Genomic DNA, 16,320 nt, shown 5'->3' with positions numbered 1-16,320 from the left:
CATGGCAACCATCATGAAGAAGGTCGATGCAGTGATCATCGGCTTTGGTTGGACCGGCGCAATCATGGCCAAGGAACTCACCGAGGCCGGGCTCAATGTGCTCGCCCTTGAACGCGGACCGATGCAAGACACCTACCCGGACGGTAACTATCCTCAGGTAATCGACGAACTGACCTACAGCGTGCGCAAAAAGCTGTTTCAGGACATCTCCAAGGAAACCGTGACCATCCGTCACAGCGTCAATGACGTGGCCCTGCCTAACCGCCAACTCGGTGCGTTTCTGCCCGGCAATGGTGTGGGCGGCGCGGGTTTGCATTGGTCCGGCGTGCATTTTCGGGTCGACCCAATCGAGCTTCGCATGCGCAGTCATTACGAAGAGCGCTATGGCAAAAGCTTTATCCCCAAGGACATGACCATTCAGGATTTCGGCGTCAGCTATGAAGAGCTGGAGCCGCACTTCGACTTCGCCGAGAAAGTCTTCGGCACCTCCGGTCAGGCGTGGACGGTCAAGGGCGAGAATGTCGGCCAGGGCAAAGGTGGCAATCCATATGCGCCCGATCGCTCCGATCATTTCCCCCTGGTGCCGCAGAAAAGAACCTACTCCGCGCAGCTGTTTCATACAGCTGCCGGCGTCGCGGGCTACAAGCCGTATGACCTGCCCTCGGCCAATACCTCAGGGCCTTACACCAACCCTTATGGCGCGCAGATGGGGCCGTGCAATTTCTGCGGATTTTGCAGCGGGTACGTGTGCTACATGTATTCCAAAGCCTCACCCAACGTGAATATTCTGCCCGCGCTCAAACAGACCCCGACGTTCGAGCTACGGCCCAATTCCCATGTACTGCGAATCAACCTCGACAGCAGCAAAACCAAGGCCACCGGCGTGACTTACGTCGATGCGCAGGGCCGGGAAATCGAGCAGCCGGCCGATCTGGTGATCCTCGGTGCGTTCCAGTTTAATAACGTACGCATGCTCCTGCTTTCCGGGATTGGTAAGCCTTACGACCCGAAAACCGGAGAAGGCGTGGTCGGCAAAAACTTCGCCTACCAGAACATGGCAACCATCAAGGCGTTCTTCGACAAAGACGTGTACACCAACAACTTCATCGGTGCGGGTGGCGCGGGCGTTGCGATTGATGACTTCAACGCGGACAACTTCGATCACGGGCCGCACGGTTTCGTCGGGGGCTCACCGATGTGGGTCAACCAGGCGGGCAGCCGGCCAATCGCCGGTACGTCCAACCCTCCGGGTACGCCGGCCTGGGGCAGCGCCTGGAAGCGCACCACCGCCGATTTTTATTCGCATCAGGTGTCGATGGACGCTCACGGTGCGCATCAGTCCTACCGGGGTAACTACCTGGATCTCGATCCGACCTACCACGATGCCTACGGCCAGCCTTTATTGCGCATGACCTTCGACTGGCAGGAAAACGACATCAAGATGAACCAGTTCATGGTCTCGAAACTGAGCAAAATTGCCGAAGCCATGAACCCCAAAGCCATCGCCGTGTTGGGCAAAAAAGTGGGCGAGCACTTCAACACAGCTGCCTACCAGACCACCCACCTGAACGGCGGCGCGATCATGGGCACCGACCCGAAAACCAGTGTGATCAATCGCTACCTGCAGAGCTGGGACGTGCATAACGTTTTCGTCCCGGGGGCGTCAGCTTTCCCACAAGGTCTTGGTTATAACCCGACAGGTCTGGTGGCTGCGCTGACCTACTGGTCGGCCAAGGCAATTCGCGAGCAGTACCTGAAAAACCCAGGCCCGCTGGTTCAGGCATAAGGAGCGATGATCATGAAAAATCTGCTTATCGCGACCTTGGCCCTGTGTTTTGGTGCCCCTGCTTTCGCTGTTGATAACCCGGACTCGGGGTTAATCAAACAGGGCGAATACCTGGCGCGTGCCGGTGACTGCGTGGCCTGCCACACCGCGAAGGATGGCAAGCCATTCGCCGGTGGGCTGCCTATGGAAACGCCCATTGGCACGATTTACTCGACCAACATCACCCCGGACAAGACCGGCATAGCCGCCTACAGCTTCGAGGACTTTGACAACGCTGTGCGTCAGGGTGTCGCCAAAAGCGGCAGCACCTTGTACCCCGCCATGCCCTATCCATCGTATGCGCGAGTGACCGAAGCCGACATGCAAGCGTTGTACGCGTACTTCATGAAAGGTGTAGAGCCCGTCGTTCAGGACAACAAGGCCGTCGACATCCCCTGGCCATTGAGCATGCGCTGGCCGTTGACGGGCTGGCGCTGGATGTTCGCGCCGAAGGTCGAGGCCTATCGGGCACCAGTCGCGCAAGATGCAGTGGTCAGTCGTGGCGCGTACCTGGTTGAAGGCCTTGGCCATTGCGGCGCGTGCCACACACCGCGGGCCATCAGCATGCAGGAAAAAGCCTTGAGCGCGAATGAAGGCAGCGTATTCCTGTCCGGCAGCGCACCGCTTGAAGGCTGGATCGCCAAAAGCCTGCGTGGCGATCATAAAGATGGCCTGGGGAGCTGGTCCGAGGCGCAGCTGGTTCAGTTCCTCAAAACCGGCCGCAGCGACCGCAGCGCAGTGTTCGGTGGTATGACCGACGTGATCGTGCACAGCATGCAATACATGAGCGATGAAGATTTGACCGCCATCGCCCGTTACCTGAAAACCCTGCCTGCCAACAACCTTGACGATCAGCCCCATCAATACGATGAGCAGGTCGCCAAAGCGCTGTGGAAAGGCGATGACAGCAAAGCCGGCGCTGCGGTCTACATCGATAACTGCGCCGCCTGCCACCGCACCGATGGCCACGGCTATACCCGCGTGTTCCCGGCACTGGCAGGCAACCCGGTGTTGCAGTCCGAAGACGCGACCTCGTTGATTCACATCGTCCTCAAAGGCGGCACGCTGGCGGCGACCCATACCGCGCCGTCGACCTTCACCATGCCCGCCTACGCCTGGCGTCTGTCGGATCAGGAAGTGGCTGATGTGGTCAACTTCATCCGCAGCAGTTGGGGGAATCAGGCGGGAACGGTGAAGGCTGGGGATGTCGCAAGCATCCGCAAGGCCGGTTGATTAATGTGTGAGGGACCGCTCGCCCGGTGACGCTAGGCAAAAGGGTTGGTCGCGGATACTGTATGCATAGACAGTATCCGGAGAACCCTAATGCCCACTGCTCTGCCCCCGCGCGGACGCGGAACCGCGAGTAATCCACACAATCGCTTCGCGCCCAACCGTTCGGTCGCGGAGGATGACGGCTGGTATCAGGAAGTACCGCGGACCCAAGGCACCGAGGTGCGTAGCGAGACGGCGAAAACCATTATTACGCGCAACACCTCGCCGGACATTCCTTTCGACCGCTCCATCAATCCTTATCGCGGCTGTGAGCACGGTTGCATTTATTGTTATGCGCGGCCCAGCCACGCCTATTGGGACATGTCGCCTGGGCTGGATTTCGAGACCAAGCTGATCGCCAAGACCAACGCTGCTGCGGTGTTGGAGCAGCAACTGTCCAAGCCGGGCTACCGATGCGCGCCGATCACGTTGGGGTCCAATACCGATCCTTATCAGCCGATTGAGCGTGAATACAAAATCACCCGCGCGACCCTGGACGTGTTGTTGCGCTATCGTCATCCGGTGACGATCATCACCAAGGGGTCGTTGATTCTGCGTGACCTTGATCTGCTCGCCGAGTTGGCAAAGCAGCGGCTGGTGTCGGTGTTTATCAGCCTGACGACCCTTGATGATGAGCTCAAACGTATCCTTGAGCCTCGTGCGGCGGCGCCCAAGGCGCGGCTGAGGGCGATTCGGGTGATGCGTGAGGCGGGCATTCCCGTTGGCGTGTTGTGCGCGCCCATGATCCCGATGATCAACGACAGTGAGCTGGAAAGCTTGCTGGCTGAAGCCAAGGCGGCCGGTGCATTGAGCGCAAGCTACGTGATGCTGCGTTTACCGCTGGAGGTCGCCCCGTTGTTCGAGGAGTGGCTTCAGGCGCACTATCCACAGCGGGCAGCGCATGTCATGAGCCTGATTCGGCAGAGTCGCGGCGGCGAGGTGTATGACAGTCGTTTTGGCGTACGGATGCGCGGTGAAGGACCATTCGCCGATTTGCTGGCCCGGCGTTACAGTGTGGCGATCAAGCGGTTGGGCCTGAACCGGCGCGAAGGCTTTGATCTGGATTGCGACGCGTTTTGTCCGCCAGGGGGGCAGATGTCGTTGTTGTAGTGAGGCAGTCCCCATTGGCCCCGGGAACCTCGGCCTAGGGCGTTTTATTAAGTTTCAATTAAGCTTGGACGGCTACTGTCGACCCTGGAGTGACTGATCAGTCGCGCTCCAGGAGCAGCAGGAAAATCCACATCAATCCGTCAGAGAGAACCAGACATGAGTGACATGGATAAACAGCCTCCGGCTGCGTCGGCCAGCGCCTCGCCAGAGACGGAAAATGCCGAGGCAGCGCTTCAGCATATCGTTGACGGTTTTTTGCATTTTCGTCATGAGATCTTCCCGCAGCAGGAAGAACTCTTTAAGAAGCTCGCCACGGCTCAGCGTCCTCGGGCCATGTTCATCGCCTGCGCCGATTCACGCATCGTTCCCGAGCTGATCACCCAAAGCGCCCCCGGCGACCTGTTCGTTACCCGTAACGTCGGGAATGTCGTGCCGCCTTACGGTCAGATGAATGGCGGCGTTTCCACCGCCATTGAATACGCGGTCATCGCCTTGGGCGTGCAGCACATCATCATTTGCGGGCATTCCGATTGCGGCGCCATGCGCGCCGTCCTCAACCCTCAAACTCTGGAGAAAATGCCCACGGTCAAGGCATGGCTGCGGCATGCCGAAGTCGCCAAGACGGTGGTCGAAGACAACTGTCATTGCGCCAATGAACAGGAAAGCATGCACGTGTTGACCCAGGAAAACGTCATCGCCCAGTTGCAGCATTTGCGCACGCACCCTTCGGTAGCGTCGAAGATGGCCAGTGGTCACTTGTTCATCCACGGTTGGGTCTACAGCATCGAGACCAGCGAAATCCTGGCTTACGATGCCTCGCAAGACCGGTTTCTGCCGCTCGACGGCACCCATCCGATACCGGTGGCAACACCCAGAGCGCGGTTTTAGACGCTCGCGTCTGATTCACAGCTGACTTTCATAAAATCCTTCTTGGGCCTTTAACGGCAGTGCTTTCTATGCGCTGGCGGGCCTTGTTACGTCTGAAGAATCCCGGAGAGTCGTCATGGGTACTGCAGAACTGAAATCCGTTTTGCCTCGGGAGCTATTGGCTTCCGTGGTGGTGTTCCTCGTCGCCCTGCCCTTGTGCATGGGTATTGCCATTGCCTCGGGCATGCCGCCTGCCAAAGGGCTGATCACGGGCATTATCGGTGGTCTGGTGGTGGGTTGGCTGGCCGGCTCGCCGTTGCAGGTCAGCGGTCCGGCCGCCGGTTTGGCGGTCCTGGTCTTTGAAGTGGTGCGCGAACACGGGATGGCGATGTTGGGGCCGATCCTGCTTCTGGCGGGTCTGCTGCAGGTTTTGGCGGGGCGCTTCAAGCTTGGCTGCTGGTTTCGGGTCACCGCGCCTGCGGTGGTCTACGGCATGCTCGCCGGGATTGGCGTGCTGATCGTCCTGTCTCAAGTGCATGTGATGTTTGATGGCGGACCCAAACCGTCCGGGCTGGATAACCTGATCGGGTTCCCCGCGACCCTGATCCAGGCTATCGGACCGGGCACCGGCTTACAGGCCGGGATGCTTGGGCTGGGTACGATTGTGGTGATGTGGCTGTGGGACAAATGGCGACCAACGGCGTTGCGCTTTGTACCAGGGGCGTTGCTGGGTGTCGGTCTTGCCACCGTTGTCAGCCTGGCGTTCGCCCTGCAAATCAAGCGCGTCGAGGTGCCGGCCAATCTTGCTGAGGCCATTGACTGGTTGCGCCCCGCCGACCTGCTGAGTCTGGCGGATCCGGGTATTTTGATCGCGGCCTTCGCGGTGGCATTTATCGCCAGTGCCGAGACGTTGTTGTCCGCCGCTGCGGTGGATCGCATGCACAATGGCCCGCGTTCGGATTTCGACCGGGAACTGACCGCCCAAGGAGTGGGCAACATGCTCTGCGGTTTGCTCGGTGCCCTGCCGATGACCGGGGTCATTGTGCGCAGCTCGGCCAACGTCCAGGCCGGTGCTCGTACACGGCTGTCAGCGGTTTTTCACGGCGTCTGGTTATTGGCCTTCGTGTTGCTGCTGTCCAGTGTGCTGCAAAGCATTCCGGTCGCCAGCCTGGCGGGCGTTCTGGTCTATACCGGGTTGAAACTGGTCGACCTCAAGGCCTTTCGCGGGCTGGGTCGCTATGGCCGGATGCCGATGTTCACCTACGCCGCAACTGCAGTGGCGATCATCTTTACGGATCTGTTGACCGGAGTGTTGATCGGTTTCGGTATGACCTTGGCCAAACTGGCCTGGAAAGCATCGCGTTTGAAGGTCAGTCTGGTTGATCTCGAAGCCGAGGGGGAAATGGAGTTGCGATTGATGGGCGCTGCGACCTTTCTCAAAGTCCCGATGTTGACCCGGATTCTGGGGACCGTTCCGCACGGCAGCACGGTGCATGTGCCGCTCAATAACCTGAGTTATATCGACCACTCGTGTCTTGAGCTGCTTGAAGAGTGGGGACGCGCCAATGCGGCCACAGGCTCGCGGTTGATCATCGAGCCTCGTGGCCTTAAGCGTCGACTGGAGGGGAGATTGCGCACAACGGCAGGCCTTGGTTCGGCCTGAGTCGTGCGCGGTGTGGCGGTGCGCTGCAAGCCGTGGTGTCAGACGGCGCGGGTTTGCTCTAGATCAAGCCCGACGCCCAGCTGGCGCGACAGACACGGCCAGCGCTTCCATGCGGCTTCGGTGTCCGGGCTGATCAGGCGGTCGCGATAGGCTTCGACGGAATCGAGCGCGAAGCTTTCATCGTCGAGCATTTCGTCTACGGCATGATGGACCGCTTCGTCCAGTTGATTGGCGAACGCTTCGCCAATCAACTGGTGGGCAATCACGCTGGCCACGGTGGTATTCGATGGAATCAGCGGTTGGCCGAAGTGCTTGATGTAGAGGTCATTCACTTCTTCGACCAGACGATGGGCCAGATAGGCTTCATCCAGCAGGCTGTCCAGACCCTCGTGGCCGTCCATGATTGTCGGCGGCTGAAGAAAAAAGTGTTCGGCGATCTTCAATACGGGTTTGATTTGATCCTCGATACCGGCTTCGAGCGCGACCTCGTGGGCGGCGTCGAGCAAGTCCGGAACCAACTCGATATAAGCTGCAACAAAACGTGTCAGAACACCCTTTGCGTCCAGTTCAGGCAGGTGAATGGCAGGGTGAAGGTGTGGCAATTGAGTTTCCAGCTGACGTGACAATTGGCCGGTTTCGGCCTCGTGTTGATGTGCACGTTGAATCTGCTCGCGCAAAGCGGCGGTGTTCATGAAGGCTCCTGAAAGCAGTGAAGCAGGATTGAAAAGAAAACGAAGTCATACGGTAGCGTGCTTATAAAATTTTATAAGACGCATTTGTCATAACAAATTCACATTTATGTGAATGAGATCTAAGGCGTGTCCAATTGCGTTACACATTTCGCGCCCGATATAGCCCCGAATCGACAATTTAGCCAGCTAACTAGTTTCGCCACATCGCATTGCGAGGTCTGAGTCGCTGTCTATACTCGGGGCTGAAGGAAGATTAGCTGGTGACGCCCGACTGCATTTGCAGCCCTGGCCCCGACCGCCAAGTCCCCATTCTTGGCCGTCGCTCCCTTGGCCGCAGGTGAAAGCCGGCGGGATAACAAGAACGATAAGGGGAACCCGCAATGATGCGACATCCACATGTCTGGATGGGCCTCCTGTTGTGGTCGGTATTCAGCCAGGCACAAGCCGCCTGGACCACGAATATGGCGCCGGGAGCGACTGTAGTCAGTCACGAAGTATTCGACCTGCACATGACCATCTTCTGGATCTGTGTGGTGATCGGCGTTGTGGTATTTGGCGCCATGTTCTGGTCGATGATCGTCCACCGTCGCTCCACCGGTCAGGTGGCAGCCAAGTTTCATGAGAGCACGACCGTCGAAATTCTCTGGACGATTGTGCCCCTCCTGATCCTTATCGTAATGGCCATTCCGGCGACCAGAACCCTGATCAAGATGTACGACACCAGTGAGTCGGCGCTTGATATTCAGATCACCGGTTATCAGTGGAAATGGCATTACAAATACCTGGGGCAAGACGTCGAGTTCTTCAGCAACCTGGCGACCCCGGCGGCTCAGATTCATAACAAAGAAGCCAAGGGCGAAAATTACCTGCTGGAAGTCGACGAACCGTTGGTGGTCCCGGTGGGTGTGAAAATACGCTTTTTGGTGACCGCAGCCGATGTTATCCACTCCTGGTGGGTGCCGGCCTTTGCGGTTAAACGCGATGCCATTCCGGGGTTCGTCAACGAAGCCTGGACCCGCGTCGATACGCCTGGCATCTATCGCGGTCAGTGCTCTGAACTGTGCGGCAAGGACCACGGTTTCATGCCCATTGTGGTCGAGGCCAAGTCCCAGGCCGATTTTGATACCTGGCTGGCGGGACGCAAAGCCGAGACGGTCAAACTAAAAGAACTGACCAGCAAAGACTGGACACTGGATGAGCTGGTCGCCCGCGGCGACAAGGTCTACCACACCACCTGCGTGGCGTGTCACCAGGCCGAGGGTCAGGGTTTGCCACCGATGTTCCCGGCGCTGAAAGGCTCGAAGGTGGCCACCGGGCCTAAGGCAGACCACTTGAGCACGGTCTTCCATGGTCGGCCAGGCACGGCCATGGCGGCGTTCGGCAAACAGCTTTCCGAGGTCGATATCGCGGCGGTGGTGACCTACGAGCGTAATGCATGGGGTAACAGCAAAGGCGACATGGTCACCCCCAAAGACGTGCTGGCTCTGAAACAGGCGGACAGCAAATGATCCCTTCAATTGCCTATTCCTCTCGTTTCGCCCTGGCGTGCTTCGCTCCCCGTTTTGCAGGAGACAGGACATGAGTGCAGTGATCGATGACCATGGCCACGCCGGCCATGATGACCACGCTCACGGCCCCGCAAAAGGCCTGATGCGTTGGGTGCTGACGACTAACCACAAAGACATTGGCACTCTGTACCTGTGGTTCAGCTTCTGCATGTTTTTACTGGGCGGCTCTTTCGCCATGGTGATTCGTGCCGAGCTGTTCCAGCCGGGTCTGCAAATCGTCGAGCCGGCCTTCTTCAACCAGATGACCACCATGCACGGGCTGGTGATGGTGTTCGGTGCAGTGATGCCCGCGTTCGTCGGCCTCGCCAACTGGATGGTCCCGTTGATGATCGGCGCACCGGACATGGCCCTGCCGAGGATGAACAACTTCAGTTTCTGGTTGCTCCCGGCTGCGTTCCTGTTGCTGGTGTCGACGCTGTTCATGCCGGGTGGTGGGCCGAACTTCGGCTGGACCTTCTACGCCCCGCTGTCGACCACCTACGCGCCGGAAAGCGTGACCTTCTTCATCTTCGCCATCCACTTGATGGGCATCAGCTCGATCATGGGCGCGATCAACGTGATCGCGACCATTCTCAACCTGCGTGCGCCCGGCATGACCTTGATGAAAATGCCGCTGTTCGTCTGGACCTGGCTGATCACGGCCTTCCTGTTGATTGCGGTGATGCCGGTGCTGGCAGGTTGCGTGACCATGATGTTGATGGACATCCACTTCGGCACCAGCTTCTTCAGTGCGGCGGGCGGCGGTGACCCGGTGTTGTTCCAGCACGTGTTCTGGTTCTTCGGGCACCCTGAGGTGTACATCATGATCCTGCCGGCATTCGGCGCGGTCAGCTCGATCATCCCGACCTTCTCGCGCAAACCGCTGTTTGGCTACACGTCGATGGTTTATGCCACGGCGAGTATCGCCTTCCTGTCGTTCATCGTCTGGGCCCACCACATGTTCGTGGTCGGTATCCCGCTGGTGGGCGAGTTGTTCTTCATGTATGCCACCCTGCTGATCGCCGTGCCCACCGGGGTCAAGGTGTTCAACTGGGTCAGTACCATGTGGCAGGGGTCGCTGACCTTCGAGACACCGATGCTGTTCGCGGTGGCGTTCGTGATCCTATTTACCATTGGCGGTTTCTCCGGGCTCATGCTGGCGATAGCCCCGGCGGACTTCCAGTATCAGGACACCTACTTCGTGGTCGCGCATTTCCACTATGTACTGGTGCCGGGTGCGATCTTCGGGATCTTCGCGTCGGCCTATTACTGGCTGCCGAAATGGACCGGGCACATGTATGACGAAACCCTCGGCAAGCTGCATTTCTGGTTGTCGTTCGTGGGCATGAACATGGCCTTCTTCCCGATGCACTTCCTTGGTTTGGCGGGCATGCCGCGCCGGATTCCGGACTACAACCTGCAGTTCGCCAACTTCAACATGGTGTCGTCCATCGGTGCCTTCACCTTTGGCGCGACGCAGCTTTTCTTCCTGTTCATCGTGATCAAAACCATTCGTGGTGGTCCGCCAGCACCGGCCAAACCGTGGGACGGCGCTGAGGGCCTGGAGTGGAGTATTCCTTCGCCTGCGCCCTATCACACCTTCACGACACCTCCGGAAGTGAAATGACATGAGCGAAGCGCGCTCGATCAAACGCCTGGTGATCCGCCTGTTATTGCTGGTGGTCGTGATGTTCGCCTTCGGTTTTGCTTTGGTGCCGCTGTACGACGTGATGTGCAAAACGCTCGGTATCAACGGCAAGACCGGCGATAAATATGAAGGGTCGCAGGTCGTTGATCTGAATCGTCAGGTGCGGGTGCAGTTTGTCTCGAGCAACAACGTCGACATGGTTTGGGACTTCTACCCCAAGGCGGAGGAACTGATTGTGCATCCCGGTGCGGTCAACGAGATGCTGTTCGTGGCCCATAACCCGACCAACAAGCCGATGACGGCGCAGGCTGTCCCCAGCATTTCGCCGGGCGACGTCGCGGTTTACTTCCACAAGACCGAATGCTTTTGCTTCACCCAGCAAGTGCTGCAGCCGGGGGAACGCATTGAAATGCCGGTGCGATTCATCGTTGATCGCGACCTGCCCAAGAGCCAGAAAGAACTGACGCTCGCTTACACGCTGTTCGATATCACCGCTCGCCAACCACCGGCTGCAAAAGTGGCAAGCAATGGCGGTTAGGACCTGGATTCATCCAGGGCGCCCGATAAGGAGAACAATAAGATGGCAATTTACGAGCATTACTACGTTCCCGCGCAAAGCAAATGGCCGATCATCGCCACGGTTGGCATGTTCGTCACGATGTTCGGCCTGGGCACTTGGTTCAACGACATGAAGGCAGGACGGCCTGATTCCCACGGGCCACTGATCTTTTTCGTCGGCGGCCTGCTACTGGCCTACATGCTGTTTGGCTGGTTCGGTGCCGTGATCAAGGAAGGCCGCAGCGGTCTGTACAGTGCGCAGATGGATCGCTCGTTCCGCTGGGGTATGAGCTGGTTCATTTTTTCTGAAGTGATGTTCTTTATCGCCTTCTTTGGTGCCCTGTTTTACGTGCGCAACCTGTCGGGTCCCTGGCTGGGCGGTGAGGGCTCCAAGGGCATCTCACACATGCTCTGGCCTAATTTCCAGTACGCCTGGCCGCTGATGAATACCCCTGATCCAAAACTTTTCCCGGGTCCTAAAGAGATCATCAATCCGTGGCATTTGCCGCTGATCAACACCCTTTTGCTGGTCAGCTCCAGTGTCACGGTCACCATCGCTCACCATGCGTTGAAAAAAGGCCATCGCGGCGCCCTGAAAATCTGGCTGGCACTGACGGTCTTGTTGGGGCTGGGTTTTCTGGCGTTGCAGGCTACCGAATACATCGAGGCCTATCACGAGCTGGGGCTGACCCTCGGCTCAGGCATTTATGGCGCAACCTTCTTCATGCTCACCGGGTTTCACGGGGCCCACGTCACCATTGGCACGATCATTCTGTTTGTGATGTTGATGCGGGTGATGCGCGGGCACTTTGATGCCGAGCATCAATTCGGCTTCGAGGCGGCGAGTTGGTATTGGCACTTTGTCGACGTGGTGTGGATCGGCCTGTTTGTCTTTGTCTACGTCTTGTAGAGGCAAGGCTTACCAGCTGACGTGAGAGACCAATTGACCACTGTAGAAGCCCCACGCAATCAGGATGACGGTGATGGCGGTCAGGCTGACACGCACGGTCAGGGCCCTTACCACTCGGGTGGAACCGCTGTCGTCTTTGACTAGAAAGAACAGGCCGCTGAATAGACTGATCATCGTGGCAATAAGCAGTAGAACAATCGCCGCTTTGAGCATGATGAAACTCCATGACGTTGGGGGAGGTATAGGCGATGTATTGCAGTATAGCTACCCACAATGGGGGCATGTCATGAAGCGCTTCCAACCTGGCCGGGCACCGACAGTGGTGGTGTTTCTGTTACTGCCGCTGCTGATTTTTCTCGGCTTCTGGCAGCTTGATCGAGGCGAGGAAAAACGCGTATTGCTGACCCATTACGCCGAGCGCCGCGCGGCTGAACCGATGCCGGGCACCCACCTCGAACAAACAGTCGACCCCGCCTATCGTCGCGTGCAGTTGCGCGGCCAGTTCGACGCCGAACACACCCTGCTCCTGGACAACAGCACCCGTGGCGGCAGGCCCGGTGTCGAGTTGATCCAACCGTTTCACGATCAGGCCAGCGGGTTGTGGCTGCTGGTCAATCGTGGCTGGCTGCCTTGGCCGGAACGTCGCACGCCGCCGGTATTCAACACCCCCAGCCAAGTCTTGAACCTCAACGCCTGGGTGTATGTGCCGTCTGGCGCCACCTTCCAATTAGCGCCCGACCCTGTGGGTGCCCCATGGCCGCGTTTGGTCACGGCGGTGGATCCGACAACGCTCTGGCCCGAACTGGGACGCCAGGGGTATGCCGATGAATTGCGGCTTGAGCCGGGCGTTGCTGCGTATCAACTCGATTGGCAGGTGGTGGCGATGGGCCCGGAAAAACACCTCGGTTACGCCGTTCAGTGGTTCGCCATGGCGGCGGCGCTGTTCGGCCTTTATCTGTACCTCGGATTACACAACGCCAAGGAGAAAAACCATGGGAGCGGCCATGAATCCACTCAACATGTCTGAAACACGCGCGCCGCAGGGTCGCCGCAAGGGACGTTTGCAACTGATTCTGGTGTTGCTGGTGGCCCTCGGCCCGATCCTTCTGGCGACCGGCATGTACAAGTTGCAGTTCTGGGTGCCGGACGGCCGCAGCTACCACGGCGAGCTGATCGGTAACGGGCAAGGTCGCGCCGACCTCGGGGTGCCGGCCGACGAGCCCCGTTGGCAACTGCTGGTCAGTGCGCCGCAGGGCTGTGCGGCAGATTGCCAACAGCTGGTCTATCTGGCGCGGCAGGTCCAGATCGGTCTTGGCCGTGATGCGACTCGCGCCAGCCATGCGCTGGCTACCGCACAACCGCTGGAGGCCAATTACTCGGCGAAGCTGACGCGCGAATACCCGCAGTTGCAGCGCTATCCGCTGGATCTATCGCGGTACAACACCCTTGCACCCGGCGTTGAAGCGCCACACCTCTGGATCGTCGATCCCCACGGCAACCTGGTGCTGCGTTACGACGCCAAGGTCGACGGCAAGGACCTGCTCAACGATCTACGCCAACTGTTGAAACTGTCGAACATCGGATAGGGCATCGTCATGGCCAGACCTGGATTTCGCCTCGCTTTGTTTGCCACGCTGCTTGCGCTGGTTGTGGTGTTGCTCGGTGCCTACACCCGGCTGACCCACGCAGGGTTGGGATGTCCGGACTGGCCTGGCTGTTACGGTTTTATCAGTGTGCCCAACGGCGAGACGCAACTGGCGCATGCCGAATTGCACTTTCCCGAGGCACCGGTAGAAGCCCGCAAGGGCTGGAACGAGATGGTCCACCGTTACTTCGCGGGCACGCTGGCGCTGATGATCATGGCGCTGGCGGCCCAGGCCGTGCGTCGTCGCCATAACGGTGGGCAGCCGCTGAAATTGCCGCTGCTGATGCTCTGCGTGGTCATCGCTCAGGCCGCGTTTGGCATGTGGACGGTGACCCTCAAGCTATGGCCGCAGGTGGTTACGGCGCATTTACTCGGCGGCGTCGCGACCTTGAGCCTGCTGTTTTTGCTGACGCTGCGTTTGTCCGGGGCCTTTGCACCCTTGCCGCAGCTACCTTCTCGATTACGCCTTCTGGCGGCGTTGGGGTTGGTGCTGGTGATTGGGCAAATCGCCCTCGGCGGCTGGGTCAGCTCCAACTATGCCGCAGTGGCCTGTATCGACTTGCCCACCTGTCATGGCGAATGGTGGCCCAAAGCAGACTTCGCCAATGGCTTTCACCTCACGCAGCACATAGGCCCGAACTATCTGGGGGGGCAACTGGACAGTGATGCCCGCACCGCGATCCACCTGACGCATCGCGTCGGCGCAGTCGTGGTGACCTTGGTACTGCTGGCGCTGGCCTGGCAACTGCAGCGAGCCGGGCTCAAAGGCATGGCTTCTCTGGTTTTGCTGGCCCTGGCGGCTCAGGTGGGATTGGGTATCAGCAACGTGATTTTTCATCTGCCGCTGCCGATTGCCGTGGCCCATAACGCTGGTGGTGCGGCCTTGATGTTGACCCTGACCCTGGTGAATTACCGCACACGCTCAGCCCTTGGTTGGGCGACCAAGACGAAACGCCGACACCGCTTTGAAGTGCAAGGATCGGCTCACGGGCAGCTTCAACCCGGCAAATAACCTGGCACAGAATAATAACGAGAAGGAGAGACGCCATGGCTACTCTAATCAGCGAGCGACACAGCCAGGCCATTTGGCGTGACTACCTCGAACTGACCAAGCCCAAAGTGTTGGTGCTGATGCTGATCACCTCACTGGTCGGCATGTTCCTCGCCACACGCGCTGGAGTGCCTTGGACGGTACTGGTGTTTGGCAACATGGGGATCGCTTTTTGCGCGGGCGGCGCGGCGGTGGTCAATCACGTGGTGGATCGACGCATTGATGCCGTGATGGCACGCACCCACAAGCGACCAATCGCTGAAGGACGCGTGTCACCTGCGTCGGCCATGACCTTTGCCTTGCTGCTGGCGGTGGCCGGGCAAGCCTTGCTGTTGGCGTTCACCAACCCGCTCACGGCGTGGCTGACGCTGGCCTCGTTGCTCGGCTATGCAGTGATTTACACCGGCTTTTTGAAGCGCGCCACACCGCAGAATATTGTGATCGGCGGCCTGGCCGGGGCCGCGCCGCCGCTGCTGGGTTGGGTTGCCATCACCGGGCATGTCAGCGCCGAACCGCTGCTGCTGGTGCTGATCATCTTCGCCTGGACCCCGCCGCACTTCTGGGCGCTGGCGATCCATCGCAAAGAGGAATACGCCAAGGCAGACATCCCGATGCTGCCCGTCACCCACGGCGAGCATTACACCAAGGTGCATATTCTGCTGTACACCTTCGTCCTGCTCGCGGTCAGCCTCATGCCCTACGTGATTCACATGAGCGGCATGCTGTACCTGCTGTGTGCCCTGGGGCTGGGTGCGCGCTTTCTGCAATGGGCCTGGGTGCTGTACCGTGGCAGTAAGCCGCACGCGGCGATCAACACCTTCAAGTACTCTATTTACTACTTGTTCCTGCTGTTTATCGCGCTGCTTGTCGACCACTACTTATTGTTGAATCTATGACTCGAGTTCAGAAAACCGTTTTTATTCTGGTCGCCCTGGTGGCGTTGGTCCTGGGCCTTACCGTCAACAAGGTGCTGTCTGGCAGAGGACAGGGCGATCCGACGGCGCTGATTGATGCAGGCATCATCCTGCTACCTACCAGCCGCAGTCTGCCTGACGTGAAGATGACCAATCAGGATGGCAAGCCGGTCGTCATGAATGAGTTGAAGGGTAAATGGACGATGCTGTTTTTCGGCTATACCTTTTGCCCGGATATCTGCCCAACCACGCTCGCCCAGCTGCGCCAGATCAAAAGCGAATTACCCAAGGACGTTGTGGGCAAGCTGCAAATCGTATTGGTCAGCGTCGACCCCAATCGCGATACACCGCAGCAGCTCAAGCAATACCTGGGCTACTTCGACCCCGAGTTCCAGGGCGTGACCGCGCCCGTCGACGACATCCAGAAACTCGCCAACGCCGTGAGCATTCCATTCATCCCTGCCGACACCAGTAAGCCCAACTACACCGTCGACCACAGCGGCAACCTCGCCCTGCTTGGTCCGGACGGCACCCAGCGCGGGTTTATCCGGTCGCCGCTGAATAACCAGAAAATGATCGCGCAATTGCCGGGGTTGTTGGTCCGGGAGTAACCGGACG

The 16,320-nt window shown here is 58.9% G+C and carries 16 protein-coding genes; 14 read left to right on the top strand and 2 right to left on the bottom strand.

The window, feature by feature from the left end; genetic code table 11:
• Position 1: 1 nt before the first annotated feature.
• The 5 genes from ACVBEG_RS24110 to ACVBEG_RS24090 all read left to right on the top strand — a co-directional run bounded on the left by ACVBEG_RS24110 (position 2) and on the right by ACVBEG_RS24090 (position 6,737).
• Positions 2-1,786, top strand: a complete 1,785-nt coding sequence (locus ACVBEG_RS24110) for a GMC family oxidoreductase (RefSeq protein WP_322177159.1) — start codon at positions 2-4, stop codon at positions 1,784-1,786.
• A 12-nt stretch (positions 1,787-1,798) separates the two neighbouring features.
• Entirely contained in the window at positions 1,799-3,058 is a 1,260-nt protein-coding gene (locus ACVBEG_RS24105; protein WP_322177160.1) for a cytochrome c, read from the top strand.
• A gap of 90 nt (positions 3,059-3,148) precedes the next feature.
• The gene (locus ACVBEG_RS24100; protein ID WP_322218737.1) at positions 3,149-4,207 is read left to right on the top strand and encodes a PA0069 family radical SAM protein; all 1,059 of its coding nucleotides are present in this window, start codon (positions 3,149-3,151) and stop codon (positions 4,205-4,207) included.
• Between the two features lie 156 nt (positions 4,208-4,363).
• Positions 4,364-5,095 carry a carbonic anhydrase gene (locus ACVBEG_RS24095; RefSeq protein WP_322177162.1) on the top strand — a complete coding sequence of 244 codons (732 nt, stop codon included), beginning with the start codon at positions 4,364-4,366 and terminating at the stop codon, positions 5,093-5,095.
• A gap of 115 nt (positions 5,096-5,210) precedes the next feature.
• Positions 5,211-6,737 (top strand): SulP family inorganic anion transporter, encoded by a 1,527-nt coding sequence (locus ACVBEG_RS24090; protein WP_330201298.1) that lies wholly within the window; start codon positions 5,211-5,213, stop codon positions 6,735-6,737.
• A 38-nt stretch (positions 6,738-6,775) separates the two neighbouring features.
• Here ACVBEG_RS24090 and ACVBEG_RS24085 read toward each other — a convergent pair whose 3' ends face one another.
• Entirely contained in the window at positions 6,776-7,429 is a 654-nt protein-coding gene (locus ACVBEG_RS24085; RefSeq protein WP_322177164.1) for a hypothetical protein, read from the bottom strand.
• A 380-nt stretch (positions 7,430-7,809) separates the two neighbouring features.
• Here ACVBEG_RS24085 and coxB point away from each other — a divergent pair, with 380 nt between their 5' ends.
• From coxB to ACVBEG_RS24065, 4 genes are all read left to right on the top strand, one after another.
• Positions 7,810-8,937, top strand: coding sequence for a cytochrome c oxidase subunit II (gene coxB / locus ACVBEG_RS24080; RefSeq protein WP_322177165.1), 1,128 nt, complete (start codon positions 7,810-7,812; stop codon positions 8,935-8,937).
• A 70-nt stretch (positions 8,938-9,007) separates the two neighbouring features.
• Positions 9,008-10,603 (top strand): cytochrome c oxidase subunit I, encoded by a 1,596-nt coding sequence (gene ctaD, locus ACVBEG_RS24075; protein ID WP_322177166.1) that lies wholly within the window; start codon positions 9,008-9,010, stop codon positions 10,601-10,603.
• A gap of 1 nt (position 10,604) precedes the next feature.
• Positions 10,605-11,162 (top strand): cytochrome c oxidase assembly protein, encoded by a 558-nt coding sequence (locus ACVBEG_RS24070; protein ID WP_322177167.1) that lies wholly within the window; start codon positions 10,605-10,607, stop codon positions 11,160-11,162.
• Between the two features lie 42 nt (positions 11,163-11,204).
• The gene (locus ACVBEG_RS24065; RefSeq protein ID WP_322177168.1) at positions 11,205-12,092 is read left to right on the top strand and encodes a cytochrome c oxidase subunit 3; all 888 of its coding nucleotides are present in this window, start codon (positions 11,205-11,207) and stop codon (positions 12,090-12,092) included.
• A gap of 9 nt (positions 12,093-12,101) precedes the next feature.
• Here ACVBEG_RS24065 and ACVBEG_RS24060 read toward each other — a convergent pair whose 3' ends face one another.
• On the bottom strand, positions 12,102-12,305 hold the full coding sequence (locus ACVBEG_RS24060; protein WP_322177169.1) for a twin transmembrane helix small protein: 204 nt from the start codon (positions 12,303-12,305) through the stop codon (positions 12,102-12,104).
• A 73-nt stretch (positions 12,306-12,378) separates the two neighbouring features.
• Here ACVBEG_RS24060 and ACVBEG_RS24055 point away from each other — a divergent pair, with 73 nt between their 5' ends.
• From ACVBEG_RS24055 to ACVBEG_RS24035, 5 genes are read left to right on the top strand one after another with little or no spacing between them, the layout of a single operon-like run.
• Positions 12,379-13,119 (top strand): SURF1 family protein, encoded by a 741-nt coding sequence (locus tag ACVBEG_RS24055; RefSeq protein ID WP_447108362.1) that lies wholly within the window; start codon positions 12,379-12,381, stop codon positions 13,117-13,119.
• Positions 13,085-13,678, top strand: coding sequence for a hypothetical protein (locus tag ACVBEG_RS24050; RefSeq protein WP_322177171.1), 594 nt, complete (start codon positions 13,085-13,087; stop codon positions 13,676-13,678). The genes ACVBEG_RS24055 and ACVBEG_RS24050 overlap by 35 nt, the downstream gene beginning before the upstream one ends.
• 9 nt (positions 13,679-13,687) lie before the next feature.
• Complete coding sequence (locus tag ACVBEG_RS24045; protein ID WP_416194646.1) at positions 13,688-14,749, top strand: COX15/CtaA family protein; 1,062 nt, start codon at positions 13,688-13,690, stop codon at positions 14,747-14,749.
• A 35-nt stretch (positions 14,750-14,784) separates the two neighbouring features.
• The gene (gene cyoE, locus ACVBEG_RS24040) at positions 14,785-15,684 is read left to right on the top strand and encodes a heme o synthase (protein ID WP_322177172.1); all 900 of its coding nucleotides are present in this window, start codon (positions 14,785-14,787) and stop codon (positions 15,682-15,684) included.
• Entirely contained in the window at positions 15,681-16,313 is a 633-nt protein-coding gene (locus ACVBEG_RS24035; protein ID WP_322177173.1) for an SCO family protein, read from the top strand. Before cyoE ends, ACVBEG_RS24035 begins: the two co-directional genes overlap by 4 nt.
• The last annotated feature ends 7 nt before the right edge of the window (positions 16,314-16,320 follow it).

Source organism: Pseudomonas sp. GG8, from assembly GCF_052976945.1.
This window is presented reverse-complemented; position numbering and strand designations above follow the sequence as displayed.